General features: G+C 47.6%; 11 protein-coding genes. 10 read left to right on the top strand and 1 reads right to left on the bottom strand.

The window, feature by feature from the left end; all coding sequences use genetic code 11:
* Positions 1-457 precede the first annotated feature (457 nt).
* From GT1_RS08250 to GT1_RS08225, 6 genes are all read left to right on the top strand, one after another.
* Positions 458-2,986, top strand: a complete 2,529-nt coding sequence (locus GT1_RS08250) for a LuxR C-terminal-related transcriptional regulator (RefSeq protein WP_188398304.1) — start codon at positions 458-460, stop codon at positions 2,984-2,986.
* A gap of 96 nt (positions 2,987-3,082) precedes the next feature.
* Positions 3,083-4,771: a methyl-accepting chemotaxis protein gene (locus tag GT1_RS08245; RefSeq protein WP_188398303.1), complete on the top strand. Its 1,689-nt coding sequence runs from the start codon at positions 3,083-3,085 to the stop codon at positions 4,769-4,771.
* Between the two features lie 106 nt (positions 4,772-4,877).
* Positions 4,878-7,619: an EAL domain-containing protein gene (locus GT1_RS08240; protein ID WP_188398302.1), complete on the top strand. Its 2,742-nt coding sequence runs from the start codon at positions 4,878-4,880 to the stop codon at positions 7,617-7,619.
* A gap of 138 nt (positions 7,620-7,757) precedes the next feature.
* On the top strand, positions 7,758-8,273 hold the full coding sequence (locus tag GT1_RS08235; protein ID WP_188398301.1) for an HD domain-containing protein: 516 nt from the start codon (positions 7,758-7,760) through the stop codon (positions 8,271-8,273).
* A gap of 138 nt (positions 8,274-8,411) precedes the next feature.
* Entirely contained in the window at positions 8,412-8,852 is a 441-nt protein-coding gene (locus GT1_RS08230; protein ID WP_188398300.1) for a VOC family protein, read from the top strand.
* Positions 8,853-8,920: 68 nt separating this feature from the next.
* Positions 8,921-10,258 carry an MATE family efflux transporter gene (locus GT1_RS08225; protein ID WP_188398299.1) on the top strand — a complete coding sequence of 446 codons (1,338 nt, stop codon included), beginning with the start codon at positions 8,921-8,923 and terminating at the stop codon, positions 10,256-10,258.
* A 499-nt stretch (positions 10,259-10,757) separates the two neighbouring features.
* On the opposite strand, the gene GT1_RS08220 is transcribed toward GT1_RS08225, so the two are convergent.
* Entirely contained in the window at positions 10,758-10,994 is a 237-nt protein-coding gene (locus GT1_RS08220; protein ID WP_075756194.1) for a YgjV family protein, read from the bottom strand.
* Positions 10,995-11,793: 799 nt separating this feature from the next.
* Here GT1_RS08220 and GT1_RS08215 point away from each other — a divergent pair.
* From GT1_RS08215 to GT1_RS08200, 4 genes are all read left to right on the top strand, one after another.
* Complete coding sequence (locus GT1_RS08215) at positions 11,794-13,131, top strand: Na+/H+ antiporter NhaC family protein (RefSeq protein ID WP_188398298.1); 1,338 nt, start codon at positions 11,794-11,796, stop codon at positions 13,129-13,131.
* 745 nt (positions 13,132-13,876) lie between these two features.
* Entirely contained in the window at positions 13,877-14,458 is a 582-nt protein-coding gene (locus tag GT1_RS08210) for a TetR/AcrR family transcriptional regulator (protein ID WP_188398297.1), read from the top strand.
* Between the two features lie 98 nt (positions 14,459-14,556).
* The gene (locus GT1_RS08205) at positions 14,557-15,651 is read left to right on the top strand and encodes an efflux RND transporter periplasmic adaptor subunit (protein ID WP_188398296.1); all 1,095 of its coding nucleotides are present in this window, start codon (positions 14,557-14,559) and stop codon (positions 15,649-15,651) included.
* 17 nt (positions 15,652-15,668) lie between these two features.
* Positions 15,669-18,740, top strand: coding sequence for an efflux RND transporter permease subunit (locus tag GT1_RS08200; RefSeq protein ID WP_188398295.1), 3,072 nt, complete (start codon positions 15,669-15,671; stop codon positions 18,738-18,740).
* Positions 18,741-18,912: the final 172 nt, after the last annotated feature.

Raw genomic sequence — 18,912 nt, 5'->3', positions numbered from 1 at the left:
GCTAAAATGGCGGGTTGACAGCCGGTTGAATAATTGCAAGAAATTCACCTACCAGGTGATTAGAAATCTGGTAAATTCCTTGTATTATATTGGTAATATGGGGTTTTTCATTGTTTAATAAAGAAGGTAATGGCGGTAGTTAAGGCTTCATGCCCGTCGGCACAGTGGAGCTAACATTCACCGGCGGTATCGATGGCGGTTATACTGCGTGGGTCAGCCACACACTGCCCAACATCGGTTTTGCCGGTTTTTTTTAATTTGACTGCACTGGCATTTCAGCATATGAGAGGTATTAGGCCGAACCTGGTGTGGGTTGCGGTTGCTCTGGAAATAATTATCATAGCCCGATAATCTGTGGCTTTTGGCAGTGTGAATGCACAACTTTTTTTGCTAATAGGAATAAATCGCCACGATGCTTGTGAGTATTTGTACATAAACAAGATACAAGGTGATGCGAATGACAACAGTAAAGCGCTATAATACAAAAAAGCTGTATTTTCCCGAAAGAATTACGGCGGCTCTGGGAGAAATTTTCGACTATCCTCTGGCCGCTGTTGAAGCACCGATGGGTTACGGCAAAACTACCGCCGTCAGGGAATATTTAAACAAAAGCACAGCTCATGTATTGTGGCAGATGGTTTATGACAATTCCTTGAGCAACTTTTGGCAAGCCTTTAGTAATTTATTTTCCCAAGTCGATACTGACTGTGGGCAAAAACTGCTTTTTCTCGGCTTTCCTGCAGACAGTGTCTCGCTTCAGGAAGCCTTGCGGATTATTGCGAAAACCGAACTGTCCGTCCGGACCGTACTGGTGATTGACGACTATCATCTGGTAGAAACCACCGAAATTGACCGGTTTATTGAATTTTTGGCTCTCAACCGGATAACCAATCTGCATATTGTTTTGATTGCGCGGTTTATCGGATTGCAGAGCCGGGAAGAATTGCTGCTTAAAGGCTATCTGTACCACATCGCGCAGGAAACGTTTGAACTGACCCCGCAGGAGATTGCCGGGTATTACAAGACCTGCGGGATCGGCCTTAAGGGCAGTGAAGCCGACGAGCTATATGCTGTAACCAGAGGCTGGATCAGCGCCCTGTACCTGTTGATGCCGGAATTTATTGCAACAGGCGGCTGTGCCCCGGAAAGCTGCATATACAAGCTGATAGAACAGGCGGTCTATACCTCGCTTTCGGTTGAAATGCAAGAGTTTCTCCTTACCCTGTGCATTTTTGACAGTTTTACTTTTAAGCAAGCCGTTCACATGTGGGGAAAAGACAATGCCGGTGAATTGCTGGCCGAGCTAACCGGCAAAAACATTTTTATAAAATATGACGCCCGAACCAGAACCTATTATCCCCACAGCATCTTCACCGGCTTTCTGCGAGAAGTACTGGTGTGTAAAGCCTTGCATCACCGGCACGACCTGTACCAAAAAGCGGCGCACTGGCATCTGAAAAATGGCGAATATTCTGTTGCCAGACGTTATTTTTATGAGTGCGGCGATTTTGACAACATCCTGGTGGCGCTGGAAGCAGACAAAGCGGCTGACTATACCTCTGCCGCCAGGGACACCGAATTGCTTAAAAGCTATCTGGAGGAATGTCCGAAGGAGATTAAAGCCCGGCATCATTACGCAATGCTTAACTATGCGCTGCATCTATTCGTTCATAATGAGATGACGTTGTTCAGCGAGCTTTGCAGTGAATTCATCGGTAATCTCCACACAGATGAAAGCCTGGACGCCAGAGCGCGGGAAAGTCTGTCAGGAGAGGCTGAACTTTTGCTCAGTTTTACCGCCTATAACGACCTTAAGCGGATGTCGGCGCACTACCGGGCGGCCTGGGAACTTTTAGGACGCTCAAGTTCTGTCTGTTATAACGGAACCAACTGGACTTTCGGGTCATATTCCGTACTTTATCTGTATTACCGGGAAAGCGGCAAGCTGGAGGAAACTGTCCGGGACTTGCGGCAAAGCCTGTCTTGTTATGCCCGTCTGACTAACGGACACGGCAGCGGTGCGGAATATGTCATGGAGGCGGAAAGGTATTTCAACACCGGTGACTTTGTCAATGCCGAGATTGTGCTGCACAAAGCCTTGTATCATGCCCGGGCCGGCATGCAGACCGGAATCATTATCTGCGCTTTATTCCTGCAGATACGCCTGGCCATCGTACAGGGCGATTCTTCCGGTATAGCGGCCGGCTTGCAGCAGCTGCGTACCGACATAACCGGCGGGCGGCGCCACCTTTTTCTGCATACGGTGGAGCTGTGTGAGGGCTATCTATACGCTCTCCTGCAGCAAGCAGACAAGATACCCCACTGGATAACAGAAGGCAGGGTGAACGACAGCTGCCTGCTGTTTCCTGCTTTCGGGGCGTTCAATATGGTGTATGGCCGGGCCTTGCTGGTGCGCGGCGAATACCTGAAGCTGATTGGCAGTGCGGAATACTTTTTTGACACTGCCGCCATTTTTCCGAATTTGCTTGGACACATTTACACGTATATATATCTGGCGGCAGCCAATAAGCGGATTTGCAAGGAAGCTGAGGCATTGTCCAATCTGAGGAGCGCACTGGATATCGCTATGGCCGATAAGCTGTATATGCCGTTTGTGGAAAACTGTGATTACATCAAACCGTTGCTGAAAAAGCTTGCCGAAAGCGGCTTTTGCCGTGAGGATATCGGTAAAATACTGGCGTTGTGTGCCAGCCGGCAAAAAACGGTGGCGCGAATTGTGAGAAACTACTGCTTCAGGGGCGCTCCGAAGTTGACCAGACGGGAACAGGAGATAGCGTGCCTGGCGGCAAAGGGGATGAATAACAGAGAGATTGGTGAGCGGCTGTTTATTTCAGAGAATACGGTCAAAACCCAGCTTAAAAGTGTTTTCGAAAAGCTGGGAATAAGCTCACGGGTATTGCTGAAACAACGGCTTGACAGTACAAATTGTAATAAATTGTCCGAATTTCACTCACCGGGTGATTAGGAAAACGGCAAATTCCTTGTATTATTTTATAATATAGGGAGTTTTTTTGTTGAAAGGTAATGGTGCTGCTTAATGGCAGAGAGAGAGGAGAAAATTATGATGTTAACGGTCGGGAAAAAAATTACTGGGGGTTTTTTATTAGTCATCCTGCTGGTTGTTATTATGAGCGTATTTACCTATGTAAAGATTGGGGATATAAATAGCTCTTACGAGGTCCTAATCGATAACAGCCTGCGAAAAATGGAGTTGACACAAGGGGTTGCAACTGATTTGGCCAACGAGGCTGTAGCCATGCGCCGGTTTAACTTTACGGGGAATATGGCGGATATAGCGGCTTTTAATGATTACCGTAAAGAATCTGATGAAAAATTGGCTCAACTGAGTGAAATAGTTATAACCGAACAAGGCAGAAAGACGCTGCAGGTGATGCGACAGGAAAAGGCTAACTATGAAGCCATTGCAGAGAAGTCTATCGAGGCCAGGAAAGCCAATAACCTGGAAGCTGTCGAACTGTATATGCAGGAGGTGGGCAAGCCCTATAATGCCGCCATAAATGCTTCGGAAGAACTGGTTCAAGTGGTGAAAGCTTTAGTGGATACCGATCAGAAGGCGCAGACAGAACAGGCAAAACAAGCTCAGACATTATTGCTGCTGGTAAATATTTTCGTAGCCTTTGTTGCTGTCGGGATTGGTGTATTCGTAAGTCAGAGTATCTCAAAGCCAATCCGGAAAATTACCGGCTGCGCCAATGAACTGGCTAACGGGAATCTGCGGGAAGAGGATGTCCTGGTGAAATCTTCGGACGAAATCGGCCAGTTGGCCGTTTCCTTTAACACGATGAAAGAGAACCTGCGGCAGTTAATTAAACAAGTAATGGTAACAGCTGAACAGGTCGCGGCCTCCAGTGAGGAACTTACCGCCAGTTCGGAGCAGTCCGCACAGGCGGCCAACCAGGTCGCTTCGTCGATTACCAATGTGGCTAATCAGGCCGGTGAACAATTGGCTACCGCCAACGAAACCGCCGCCGTGGTGGAACAAATGTCAGCCGGCATTCAGCAGGTGGCGGCCAATGCCAACCAGGTAGCAGCTCATTCGGCTCAGGCTGCCGACAAAGCCAAAACGGGCGGTACAGCGGTAGAGCAAGCTGTAACGCAAATGAATACGATAGAAAAGTCGTCTCAGGTAGTAGCGGGAACCATCCTTAACTTAAATGAAAAATCCCGGGAAATCGGGCAAATTGTTGACACCATTGCCGGTATTGCCGGGCAGACGAATTTGCTGGCCCTTAACGCCGCTATCGAGGCGGCACGGGCGGGAGAGCAGGGACGAGGCTTCGCGGTAGTGGCGGAGGAAATAAGAAAATTGGCAGAAGATTCTCAGGCCGCAGCCAAGCAGATTGCCCAACTGATCGGTGAAATCCAGGGCGACACCGGCAAAGCGGTTGCCGCGATGAACGACGGAGCACAGGAAGTAAAGACCGGGACCGAAGTGGTCAGTGCGGCCGGGACTGCTTTCCGGGATATTGCGGAATTAGTGACCCAGGTATCGGGTCAGGTAAAAGAAATTTCGGCAGCCATCCAGCAGATGGCAGGTGGCAGTCAGCAGATTGTAGGTTCGGTCAAGAAAATTGACGACCTCAGTAAAGCCGCGGCAGGTGAGACACAGACCGTCTCGGCGGCGGCAGAAGAGCAATTGGCTTCCATGGAGGAAATCGCCAGTTCCAGCGAAGCCTTGTCCCAGCTATCCCAGGAACTCCAGGCGACAGTGGAAAAATTCCACGTATAACACCTATCTCCAGCCTTCTTGTTGGCGCATGGCATAAATTTGGGGGAGCCGTACCAGCGGTTTGGACCCTGAAGGACACCTGGTGATTAAAAGGATGGTAACTGATATGATTGATTTAGACAATGACACCATTTACCGGAATATAATGGAGCAAATGTGCGATATTATTTTAGTTGTCGATACAAACGGCAACATTTTAATTACCAATACGGCGGCCGTACATGCTTATGGCTATTCCCGCGATGAGCTTTGCGGCATGCAGATTTATGAATTGCGCTCACCGGAGACCAGAGCTGCAGTTGACGCCCAGCTTAAGATTGCACAGCAGGCAGGAATCTTGTTTCGCACTGTCCATATGCGGCGAACCGGCGAAACTTTTCCGGTAGAGGTCAGTTCGCAGCGAGTGCGGCTGCTAAATAAAGAGGCAGTTATCAGCGTTGTCCGGGATATTACGGCGACAGTCACTATGGAAACGGTAATCAGACAGAGCGAGGGAAACTACCGGTATTTGCATGAAGAACTGACCACCGCCTATGAGGAGCTTGCCGCTTCCGAGGAAGAACTGAGACAACAGCTGGATGAGCTGCTGGCGCGTGAGCAGGCTATCCACCGCCGCAATATCGTCTTAGCTTCCCTTCACGAAACGGCTTTAAAGCTTATGCAAAAGACGAATTTACATGATATTCTCAGACTGATTGCTGCGAGTGCGGCCAAACTGTTAGGCACAACCCATAGTTATATAAATTTGGTGGATGAAGAAAAGGGCATTTTCTGCAGTGAGATTGGCTTAGGACATTATGCTCAGCTTGTTGGCAGAGACATAAAACTGACCGAAGGCATTAGCGGACAGGTGTATAAAACCGGAGAAATCGTCGTGCTTGATGACTACAGTACCTGGGAGCACCGTTTGCCTGATCCGCTTTTCGATCTGGTACACAGTGTTGCTTATGTGCCGATGAAAGCAGGCGATCAGGTAATCGGCACCTTCAGTGTGGGATTTCTTAATCCGGAACAAAGCTTTAGCGACGAGGACATCGCCTTTTTAGGCAGATTTGCCGACCTGGCTGCTATTGCCGTGCAAAACTCGCAACTGGTTAGCGCTCTTAAAAGGTCGGAGCAGGAATTGCGGGAGAAAAATGCAGAGCTTACGGCGGCGCATGAAGAACTATTGGCCTCAGAAGCAAAATACCGGGCTATTTTCGAAGCGGCCAGTGACGGCATTTTTATACATGATGCAGAAACCGGTGAAATTCTTGATATCAACGAAAAAGCCTGTACAATGCATGGATATACCCGTGAGGATGTGCTGGCTGGAGGCTTTGGCATTTTCGACACCGGTGAACCGCAATTTAATGGAGATGATGCCAGGCGGCGGATGGAACACACTGTTGCCGGCAAGTCGCAGCTATTTGCCTGGAAAAACAAGCATAAAGCCGGTCACCCGATATGGATGGAAGTAAACCTGCAAAGAGCAGTGATTGACCAAAAGGAGCGTATACTGGCTATTGTCCGGGATATCTCGGAACGCAAGGCACAGGAGCAGGTTATCCAACGGCTGGCTTACCATGACGCTCTTACCGGCTTGCCGAACAGGGCCTATCTGCGGGAATTTCTCAACCTGGAAATGGAAAAGGCACAACAGGGAGAAACTTCGGGGGCGGTTTTATTCATCGACCTGGATAATCTGAAGACAATTAACGATACCTTTGGCCATTCGTATGGTGATGAGGTGATCATTAAAACCGGCAGCTATATTTGCGCTGCGATGCAGGAACGGGCGTTTGTAGCAAGGATTGGCGGCGACGAATTTATCGTAGTGCTGCCAGGTGAAGCCAACCCGGGAAAAATCCGCAACATTGCTGCCAGCATGGTCAAGCTGCTCGAACGGGATTATGAGCTCGGTACCTCCCGCGCCTATATGTCTGCCAGTATTGGTATTGCCTGTTATCCGGATGATGGTGATACAACGGAGGATATTTTAAAGAAAGCCGATTTAGCTCTGTATGCAGCGAAAGGAAACGGCAAGAATACCTGGCATTTTTACGAAACCGATCTGCAGAAAACCGCCGATGAGGATATGCTTATCAAACAGGGCCTGCGTGAGGCAATCAAGCGCAATGAACTGTACTTGCATTATCAGCCGCTGGGCAATCCACATACGCTGGCGGTAGTCGGCTTTGAAGCGCTGCTGCGTTGGAACAGCGCCGAACTTGGCCCGGTGTCTCCCGGACGGTTTATTCCGCTGGCGGAAGAGAATGGTACCATCCAGACAATTGGTGAATGGGTTATTGGCGAAGCCTGCCGGTTCGCCCGTAGATTAGCGGACCGGGGGAAAAGCCATCTTCGTGTAGCGGTCAATGTATCGCCACGCCAACTGGTGGCTGAGAATTTTGTCCCCTTGGTTCGTGAAGCAATACGCACAGCCGGTATCAAGCCCGGTCAGCTTGAAATTGAAATTACGGAAAATGCTTTGATTGTTTCTATGGAGGATAGCATACAAAAGCTCAAGGCATTGCGCACACTGGGAATACGCCTTTCCCTTGATGATTTTGGCAGCGGTTATTGTTCCTTGACATATTTAAAAAACCTGCCGGTGGAGACACTTAAGATTGACAAGCTGTTCATTGACGATATCGAATCTGACGCAGACCAACTGCGATTTGTCAATTCTATTGTCAGCATGGCTCAGTTGCAGGGACTCAGTGTTGTGGCCGAAGGTGTCGAAACAGAATCACAGTTAAATAAAGTCAGGCAATGCCAATGCAACTTTATCCAGGGCTATATTTTCTGCCGGCCTCTGCCAGAGACAGACGCTATGCTATTTTTGAACAACACCGGGGCAAACTAAATAGACTTCATAATCTCCGGATTTAAACAGAAGGCTATAGAGACCGGTGCTTGTGCTGACGGACTATATCTTATATGATATATGCTGGAACGGGTTGTGCATTAGATAGTTGTTGATAGCTGGAGGCAGAGGATGCTAATGGATAAAGAAATATTAATAAACGAAATGAAAAAAATATTTCATCAGGTTCCCTATGGAATAGAGCATACCCTAAGGGTATTAGGATATGCAGAAGAAATCATGGATGGCGAAAATGTTAATGAGTATCGGCGAGAAATAAGTTCAATAGTAGCTATCCTTCACGACATCGGTGCTATTGAGGCGCAGCGCAAGTATGGCAGCATGGAGGGGACGTACCAGGAAAAAGAGGGTCCGCCCATTGCCAGACGAATACTTGAGGAATTAGGTTGCGATTCTCGCATTATCGACAGATGCTGCTTTATTATCGGCAATCATCATACGCCGTCAAGGATTGACGGTATTGACTTTCAGATTCAATGGGAAGCAGACCTAATCGACAATTTAAAGTATACGGATATTCAAATGGATAGAGAAACACTTGGCCGTTATATTGATGATCATTTCAAGACAGGCACGGCTAAAAAAATTGCATACCGTGAGTTAGTGGATAAAGCAGCTGAGGATATCCACTAAGCAAAAGACCAAGCAACCTCTGCTAAACAGGTGCTTGGTCTTTGCTTGTCCTGCTTAGAGCAATCAGGATACTTATGCCTGATTTCGCCTATACTAATGGAAACCATTTTCGGAAACCTACAATAAGGAGTGAAGCCAATGGCTGTTCAAGCGTATATCAATTTTAAAGGAAATTGCCGGGAAGCAGTAGAATTTTATGCACAGGTTTTCGGAACGGAAAAGCCGCAAATCATGACCTTTGGAGATATGCCGCCAGACCCTAACCAGCAATTTACTCTGCCGGAAGAGCTGAAAAACTGGGTAATGCACGCACGGCTTACCATTCATGGAAGTGTTGTGATGTTTTCTGACGTCTTTCCCGATATGCCTTTGGTTGTGGGCAATAATATAAGCCTTACCATAGTTACGGCAAATATGGAAGACATTACCTTCGCCTTTAACAAACTCAAAGAAGGCGGCAAAGTGGTTATGGAGCTTCAGGAAACATTCTGGAGCAGGTACTATGGATTTGTAACCGATAAGTTTGGAATCGGCTGGCAGTTTAACTACCCCTTATGTGAGGAGGCCGCGGACAAGTAAACCAATTTCAGCATGTAACCGGCGCGATGGGCCAATGTGGAGCCCATTTTGTTACAGGAGGTTAATTCATGGATCCATCAACGGCTTTAGGTGAGGAGCCGATTGGCAAGCTGTTATGGCGGTTTTCCATACCTGCCATTATCGGCATGATGGTAAATGCGCTATACAATGTTGTGGACAGTATCTTCGTTGGTAATGGTGTGGGTGAGATAGGTCTGACGGCAGTGACGATCGCGTTTCCGATCATGCTGGTAATGATGGCCTTCGGTATGTTGATTGGGGTAGGGGCATCTACACTGGTGTCTATCCGGTTAGGCGAGAATAACCGGGCAGAGGCGGAGCAGATTTTAGGTAATGCGCTGACTTTAATCATTATCCTGGCGTTTGTTATGTCTGTTGCCGGGCTGCTTTTTCTCGAACCTATGCTGCAAGCACTGGGGGCAGAGCCCAAGGTGCTGCCTTCTGCCAAAATATTTACCCAGATTATTATTTCCGGCAGTGTATTTATGTACATTGGCTTTGGTTTGAATAATATTATCAGGGCAGAGGGCAATCCCCGCCTGGCGATGCTCACCATGCTGATTTCGGCAGGTATTAACATCATTCTCAACCCTCTTTTTATTTTCGGGATGAAACTGGGAATCGGCGGTTCCGCTCTGGCTACTGTCATTTCCCAGGCTGTTTCCGCTTTATGGGTCCTTGGTTACTTTTTCAGCAGTAAGAGCACCCTGAAGATCAGGCTGCGGTATCTGCGGCCTAAAGCAGCTATTGTCCAGGCGATTGCCACTATCGGGATGTCGCCGTTTTTCATGCAGCTTGCCGCCAGCATTGTTACCGTCATTTATAATTTTGCCCTCATCCGCTATGGCGGAGACCTGGCTGTCGCCGCTATGGGCATTGTCAACCGGGTAGCCATGCTGCTGTTGATGCCTGTAATGGGCATTAGTCAGGGAGCTCAGCCGATCATCGGCTATAACTACGGTGCACAGCAATACTACCGGGTTTTTCAGACGCTGAAAAAGGCAGTCCTGGCTGCCAGTGGCATTTCGCTGATCGGCTTTATCTTTATTCAAATATTTGATTACTATATTATTGGCTTGTTCAACAGCAATCCGGAACTCATTGCAATGGGCGGCAAAGGGCTGAGAATCATGCTGAGCTTATTGCCGATTATCGGTTTTCAGGTCATTGCGGCTCAGTATTTTCAGGCAGTCGGCAAAGCCAAACACGCGTTATTGCTTACCATGTCAAGACAAGTGCTCATATTAATTCCCATGATTATGCTTCTGCCTAATTTTTTCGGTTTGACTGGAATTTGGCTGGCAGGGCCGATCGCAGACTTGGCATCAGCGGTTCTCACAGGATATTTTTTATATCGTGAGCTGCGTGCCCTGAAAGTTATGTAAGGCATAACTTGATTTTCTTGCGCAACTAACAGGCGGTGTGTTATTACAATCTTGCTCTTAGGGTATGATTATAGTATAATTACACTGGTGCAACGGAGTTGGGGAGATCTGCTAGGTTTGGGGGAAACCTAATGGATTTGGTGGAGCTCCGTTGCTCGGATGAACATGCAGTCCGTTCTCAACCTGTCGGTTGGGGGCGGGCTTTTTTAGGTTGGGTTCCGTCCGCCGGAATAGAGCAGTTTTTGGCTTTCACCAACCTGCTTTAATTGACATAGACTACAGTAAGACAGCGGAACGATTACTACAAGGGAGGGGTTTAAATGGCAGATAATGCGCGAGGGGCCGGCTGGTTTGGAGGAGGAATCTGGTTTATTCTGATTATACTCATTGTGCTGTTCATAGTTTTTATTTAAATTCATGTTCGGTCCGACCGGACAATTGCCACAGGTATCCGTTTTTTACCCCTGGACTTAGGTCTGGGGGTAATTGTTTTATAAACTCAGGTCGTTTGTTTGGCAGTATGTTGTTTTGTTAAATAATATATATTTACACAAACAATAAAAAGATTAATTAAGGCCACCGGCAACGCCTTAATCGTAACAGCATATATAACAAAGAGAATGGCACCTGCCGTATTTACCAGACGTAATTTATTTATCGACTTCATTAAAAAAGAGCTGGCGACCAAGAGGGAGGCGAAATACCCCAGACATTCCACGAAATCAATGTTCTCCATAGTATCACAACCTGTCTGTTATTTTTACTGTTATCAAAAACACTAAGCTGTTTTTGATAACACAATTCACATGTACTAGTATAACTAGCCTGTCCGCGGTTGAGCAACCACGAAAAGCGGTTTTTTTCCGGCAAGCTGCCGTACTGTTTACCAGAATAGAAAAAAGCGTGTTGAAATGTATGATTTCAGCACGCCCCTTTCCTATACCTACGGGTTGTCAGCCGTAATTCCACTGATGACCTAGCAACTGGTATCTTCGAATTCCGGGAATAATAAGATGAACAGGCTGATCACCAGGATAACAAACCACAATTCTCTATTGGTACCCCAAAACATCTTAATTCCTCCTTTGTTGATGAAGTTTTACTATGCTTTATACTATCCCCAGCTGAAACTGATGGATGTACATTATCACCGGTAATACAGGGCAGCGGCAGTATGGGTTTTAGCTGGCTAAAAGTTGAAGTTATTATCGCGGAATAAGAAGATAAAGCTGATTAGGATAAGTATAATCCAAATCCAGTTGTTAGAATAACAATTCTGGCCGAAGAAACCTTGTCGAGCATCCAAGCTGAACTCCTCCTTTTAGAGTATTGCTATTCTATAGTATGCTTGACGCCGGCAATGTGCACTAAACTTACAGCTATTTACCAGTCTTGGCGTTTACTGTTACCAGACTCATTACTGAATCAAACATTATTTAGGCCGCTTTAAAGATATGTGAACAATTCTGTCCTGACTCTGTTATAATAGTTATAATTTGCGATCATTCTACATGTAAGCTGAAAGAGATGATTTTGTGGATACGATAGTGGTATTTATTCTATTCTTTGTTGCTTTGCTTGTCAGCCTTTATAACGGGGTATCCATACTTTACCCTCTGCTTTTCGGACTGGTCTGCTTTACGCTGGTAGCTATGCGTAAAGGCTTTACCTTGCCTGGTTTATTGGCCATGATGCTTAACGGCTCAAAAAAATCTCTGATTGTTATCAGGATTTTTGTATTAATTGGCGCTATCACTGCGGTTTGGCGAGCCTGTGGCACCATCTCTTTTATTGTGTATTATGGAATTTTGTTTATGAATGCCGATTATTTTATTGTATCTGCGTTCCTGTTGTCCTGCCTGGTTTCTTTCCTGCTGGGAACCTCTTTCGGAACAGTGGGAACCATAGGAGTAGTGCTTATCGTTCTGGCGCAAAGCGGCAATGTAGATATTAATATGGCTGCAGGGGCCATTATTGCCGGCGCCTATTTTGGGGACAGATGCTCGGCTATGTCTTCCAGTGCCAATCTGGTAGTCGCCTTGACCCATACTAAGCTGTATACCAATATAGCTAATATGACCAAAACGGCGGTGATCCCTTTTGCGCTGTCCATCATCGGCTACCTGTATTTATCTCAGGCAAATCCGCTGGCTTTTTATGAAAACTCCATCGGCAATGAAATTGCCAATTCGTTCAATATAGACCTGGTTGTGCTGTTTCCTGCTGTCATTATTCTGCTGCTTGCTGCCTTTAAGGTGGATGTCAAGCTGTCGATGAGTATCAGCATTGTATCCGGTATTCTAATTGCTATTTTCGTGCAAGGTGCTTCCTGGTCACAAATGCTGAACTATATTCTTACAGGCTATACGACGGATAAAAGTGGCGTTTTCTCTGAGATAATCCAGGGCGGCGGCCTATACTCCATGCTGAAGGTATCGCTGATTGTGCTGATTTCCTCTGCCTATGCCGGAATATTCGAGGGAACCGGTTTGTTGCAGGATGTTGAACAGTTTTTCGAAAGACTTGGCCAAAAAATCAATACATATCCGACGATGATACTGTCAAGCATAGCCACAGCCGCTTTTAGCTGCAACCAAACCCTGGCAGTTATGCTTACCCATCAAATTACCCACAAACTTTATGAAAGAAAACGTCTCAGCAACTACCGGCTGGCGCTTGATCTGGAGAATACCGTAATTGTAATATCGCCTCTTATCCCCTGGAATATTGCCGGAGCCGTTCCGGCAGCGGCATTATCGGCAGATTCAGGTTTCATAATATATGCATTTTATCTTTTCCTGGTTCCTCTGACAAATTTATTTACGCAAACAATGAACATTTCCTCAGATGGTCCCGATGACGCTGCCAGCTGATCCCGGGTTTTACCTGACCGCCAACGCTACTATTCAGCGTTGGCGGTATTTTATTGGCCAAACCGGACAAAATGTAAAAATATAGAAATAAATAGCAGGAAAAAAATACCATAAAGCGAATAGATAAAAGTAAAAATATGGAAGGTGAGAGTTTTGAAGGTTGTAAAGGTTGCCCCGGTATTTCCCGGCGTAAAATCACAACTGCAAAACCAATATGACGAAAAGACTTACTCATCGAAGAAAAGGCCGGAAATATCATTTAAGAGTGTTTTAGAAAAAGAGCTTCAACCCCAAATAGGAACAAAAATAAATATGCTGTGCTAGTACCTTGTGTCACTTAAAATTTGAGATTAGATAGCAAGGATTTTTTCGCCCTGCCAGGCGGAGGAGCCGCGCATATCGGACATATGTAAGGCGACGATAAAGAAAACACGGTTTGTGCCGAGCGATAGCGACAGCAGAAACCGATGTTGCCCTTATGCCCCGTGGGCCAACAACGCAGGGCGGAAAAAGACTGCTATATAATCCAAAGAATTAGGTGACACAAGGTACTAGCGTCCTTGCGGGCGTATTTTTTTTGGTCTAATCAGAATGTATAAGCTTTGCGTGCCGGCACAAGACCCGGCACAGACGGAAGTATTATCCACCACCCACTTTTCTATTGACAATACCTTGATTAATAGGGGATAATAGGTACATACCGACTGGTAGGTATGCAAAGTAATGGGAGAAGGCAGATGATGGTATGACCAAAGAGAATATTGTTATAGCCGCTTTGCGTTTGTTTTTAACCCGCGGTTATAAATCGGTTTCGCTGGTTGACGTTGCAAATGAAGTTAACATTACCAAGGGAGGCATCTACCATTATTTTTCCAGCAAGGATGAATTGCTGCAGGTAGCGCTGCACTATTTGTTTGACCGTCTTGAAGCTAACTATAATGCGCTGCTGGACGATCGCAATACCCTCAGGGAAGTGCTGCAGGCCCTGATTGTGGAAAAAACGCCGGAGCAATATGCGAAGGATTTGCTGGGAGTAGATGGACAATATAGTGTGGATTGCGCTCATTTTGCCATCGAAATACTAGGTAAGTTTCCCGATATTCAGCAGCGAATAGAAACAGGCCGGGTCTTAGCCTGTGAGGCTTTTGCCAGGAAGCTTGAGACCGCCATGGAAAAAGGGGAAATAAAGAGCGGCTTTGACAGCTATGCTCTGGCAGCCAATATTATTGCCATGACAAATGGTCAAATATCCTTGGGCAGCCAATTCCAGTCAGAGGCCATGCGGCAGCGCATGCTGGATAATGTCTGGATGTTACTGAAGGTTTAGCGCAGCATACAAGGCGCTAAATTTTTTAGCCAAGACATACCGACTGGTAGGTATGCCCAGCTCGGAATACAGTAAAATTTGGATGGGGGTCTGGTTCAATGAAAAAATGGGAACCGAAACACTGGTTAATCCCGCTGATTTTAGTGGCAGGGGTAACTTTATTATTTCGCAGTGGCGTGTTTGCCAGTAAAGAGCAGGCTGTCGTGCCTGACAAAGGCATAAGTGTCAAGGTGGCGGCAGCCGACTATATCGAGACTGTTCCCAGCCTGAACGCTAACGGAACGCTGGAAGGACAAATTTCAGCCACCGTGAGTGCTAAAATTTCCGGCAGGGTGGAGCAGGTGCTGGTGCAGGAGGGACAAACGGTTAAAGCCGGTCAGCCGCTGGTTAAGCTGGAGACTGTCGAATTAATCAACACTGCCCGCCAAGCCGGCGACTCGGTGCGCAAGGCGCAGGTAAACTACGAACTGGCGCTTAATGATTTTAACCGGTATAAACGACTGGCTGATATTGGCGCCGTTTCCGAGCAGCAGCTGGATAATGCCAAAGCCAAGCTAAAATCGGCTGAAGCCGATGTGTCAAGTGCGACTGCCAATCAAAGCAGTGCCGAGCAGCAGTTCAGCTACGGCGTAATCAGCTCACCGGTTGACGGGGTAGTGGCCAATAAAACGGTGACTGTCGGCCAGGTGGTCTCGCCGGGGGCTGCCTTAATGGTGGTGCAGGATATTAACCAGATATATGCTGTAATCCCGGTAGAGCAGAAGGATTTGGGCCGGGTTAACATTGGTCAGAAGGCCCATGTTACGATTGACGCGTATCCGGATAAAGTCTTCACCGGTGTAGTGGATGTTATGAACCCGGATGCCGGTTCGGCCAGCAGAATGTTCCGTACCAAGATTAAGATCGATAATGCCGGCGGGGAATTAAAGTCAGGCATGTTTGCCAATGTACAACTGGTTACCGGTGAAAGTGTTCAGGCGCTTACCGTGCCTCAGGCGGCTGTTATCCAAAGACAGGACGCCTATTATGTTTTTACTTTGGAAAATGGCAAGGCTGTCCGCAAACCAATTGAGATCGGTGAAGTAACCGGCAGTACAATTGTTGTAAAATCCGGGCTAGAGGCGGGCGAACAGGTTATTATCACCAGTGTGAGCCGGCTCCATGACGGTGATGCCGTTCGCGTGGCGCCATAGAGTAGGAGAGAAAATCTATGAAACTTACGGAGATTAGCATCAAGCGCCCGGTATTTGCAACAGTAATTATTTTGGCGCTGGTAGTCATCGGCATGGTTAGCTACATGTCCCTGGATGTTGATCAATATCCTAGTGTTGAAATACCGGTTGTTGCTGTTCAGGTTCTATACCCTGGGGCAGCCCCGGAGCAAGTGGAGTCCAAAATTACGAAAGAGGTAGAAGATGTTGTCGGCGTGGTAGCCGGTGTTGATCATATCATGTCCACGGTAAGTGAAGGTGTGTCAACCACCATTATTCAATTTACCATGGATACCAATGCCGACTCTGCCGCGCAAAGCGTACGCGATAAATTGGGAACCCTGCAGGCCAAGCTGCCGGATGAAGCCAAAACGCCTACGGTTTTGCGCTTTGACCCTGACGATACGCCCATTATGTCCATTGCCTTAACAGGCAATTTGAGTCAGCGGGAGTTGACGGTATTGGCCGAAGACCTCCTGGAAAAGCGTTTACAGGCAGTCAACGGGGTTGCCGCTGTTGAATTGAAAGGTGCCCTGGAGCGGGAAATTCAGATTCATCTGGATAATAACCAAATGTCGGCTTACGGCCTTACGATTCCAGAGGTGCTAAACAGTCTAAGAAACGAAAATATTGATTCTCCCGGCGGTAAGATAACCGATGGTCAACGCAAGACCGACCTTAGAGCGGTAGGGAAAATCAACGAAACCAGTCAGTTTCTTACTGTTCCTGTGGCCTCACGCGGCGGTGTTCAGCTATATTTGAAAAACATTGCCGACGTCAAAGATACAACCGCAGAGGTTGAGACCCTTACCAAGGTAAACGGTACACCGGCTCTTGGTATTGACATTATGAAGCAGTCAGGCAGCAATACCGTAAAAACAGTAGCTGTTGTCAAGAAAGAATTGGAGACGATCAAAAAAGAGCTGCCGTCCGGAGTTGATTTGGTGGTGGTTCGCGATAACTCCAAGACCATCGAGGAATCGGTGGAGGACGTGCAGTTTAACCTGGTGGTCGGCGGTGTTCTGGCTGTCGCCATTGTGTTTTTGTTCCTGGGAAACTGGCGGAGTACCATCATTTCCGGCATAACCATTCCTGTTTCCGTTATCGCTTCCTTCGTGGTTATGAAGGCGCTGGGCTTTTCCCTTAACACCATGTCACTGTTGGCGCTGTCGTTGGCGGTTGGCTTGTTGATTGACGATGCCATCGTCGTTATTGAAAATATTGTGCGCCATCTCGAAATGGGTAAAGACAAAATGACGGCTGCACTGGAGGGAACAGCCGAAATCGGGCTGGCGGTTATGGCCACTACCTTTACACTGGTGGCGGTATTCCTGCCGGTGGGCATGATGAGCGGTATTGTCGGTCAGTTCTTTAAGGAGTTCGGCATTACCGTGGCAGCCAGTGTATTGGTTTCCTTATTTGTGGCCTTTACCTTAACACCTATGCTGTCGTCTAAATATTTGAATCACGCGTCCATTAAGGGGACCGGTAAATTAAGCCAGGCCTGGCTGACCTGGAATGGAAAATTTGACGAATTAACCGCCAAATATGGTGAGTTTTTGCGTCAGGCTCTGGGTCACCGCGGCAAAGTGCTGCTGGCAGCGGCAGTTCTATTTGTCGGCAGCCTGCTGCTCACACCGCTGCTGGGTACAACCTTTGTGCCCGATGCCGATAACGGGGAATTTACCGTAACGGCTACTGTCGACCCGGGAATGAGTGTGGCTGCCGTAGGTGATATGGCTGATGCCATGTCGCAAATTATCGGCGCCATTCCTGAAGTTGAAATGACCTATAGTGTGGCTAATACCAGAGAGATTAGTATTTTTAGCCAGCTTGTGCCGAAAAGTGAACGCAGTGTCAGCGATAACGACATTATTGCCGGCCTGCGTCAACAGCTCAAGGATATTCCCGGCGCAGATATCAGTGTCATGAAACAGTCAGGTCTGTCAGGCGGCAAACCGGTGTCGCTGGTTATCCAGGGGCAGTCGCTGGAAACCTTGGCGGTGATTGCCGAGCAGGTACAGCAAGCGGTTGCCGGTATTCCGGGAGCCGTCGAAGTATCGTCAAGCTATGAACCCGGTAACCCTGACGCCCAATTCATTGTGAATCGTGACCGGGCGGCTGACTTGGGTATTTCGTCAGCCAGCATTGCCGATACCTTGCAGACCATGTTTAACGGTAAGGTTGTCACCCAGTACAAGGACGGCGACGACTCACATGATGTCAGGGTCATCTTAGATCCGGAAGAGCGGCGCAGTTTGGGCAATGTCAACAAGGTATACCTGTCAGGAACGGCGCGCGATGAGGCCGGCCAGGCCGTCATGGTGCCGGTGTCACAGGTGACTGACACTGTCTATGCTACCAGTCCCGCCCAAATCAAACGTTATGACAATCAGCAGCAAATTACCATTTCGGCTAACTTAAGCGGAATCACTTTGGGCGAGTTTAACTCTGCGTTTGAGAAAAAAGCGGCTGAAATTGATATGCCGGAAGGCTATCAATTTGTGGCTACCGGTCAGACGGAATCCATGAATGACGTTTTTAGCAGCATGGTCCTGGCGCTGGGCATGGCAGTGTTGTTTATCTTCTTTGTCCTGGCAGCCCAGTTTGAAAGCTACCTTGATCCTTTTTCCATCATGCTGGCCTTGCCGTTAGCCATAATCGGAGCCATCATCGGTCTGCTGGTTATGGGCAGTGAACTCAGTATGATGTCCCTCATCGGTATTATTATGCTGATGGGCTTGGTAACCAAGAACGCTATCCTGCTGGTGGATTTCGCCAAACAGCGTCGTGAACAAGGCGTGGAACGCAACCAGGCATTAGTCGAAGCAGCCATCCAGCGGATGCGCCCGATTATCATGACAACTGCGGCAATGATTTTCGGTATGCTGCCGCTGGCGTTAGGAATCGGGCCGGGGGCTGAAGCCCGGGCGCCGATGGCTCACGCCATCATTGGCGGTCTGGTGACTTCGACCATTCTCACCCTGGTGGTAGTGCCGGTAGTGTACACGATATTTGACGATATTCAACAAGGAAAGTTTAGCTTGAAGAAAGTATTCAAGAAAGCATAAGCCTGGAGAAATCCCTGCCGTTCTTTACCGGAACGGCAGGGATATTTTTCGTATATCAACCGTAATGAAAGACCGAGTGCGAGGGCGGAAAATAGCGTGCTGTTGCGAGCCGTCAAGCCTATTGTGTTCTGTGCCTATAGGCAGCGATAAGCAGGCATAAGCCAAGTGTAGC

It is taken from the genome of Sporomusa sp. GT1 (assembly GCF_014634905.1).
Taxonomy (GTDB): Bacteria; Bacillota; Negativicutes; order Sporomusales; family Sporomusaceae; genus Sporomusa; species Sporomusa sphaeroides.
The sequence above is the reverse complement of the archived record's forward strand: the minus strand, read 5'-3'. Positions and strand labels throughout refer to the sequence as shown.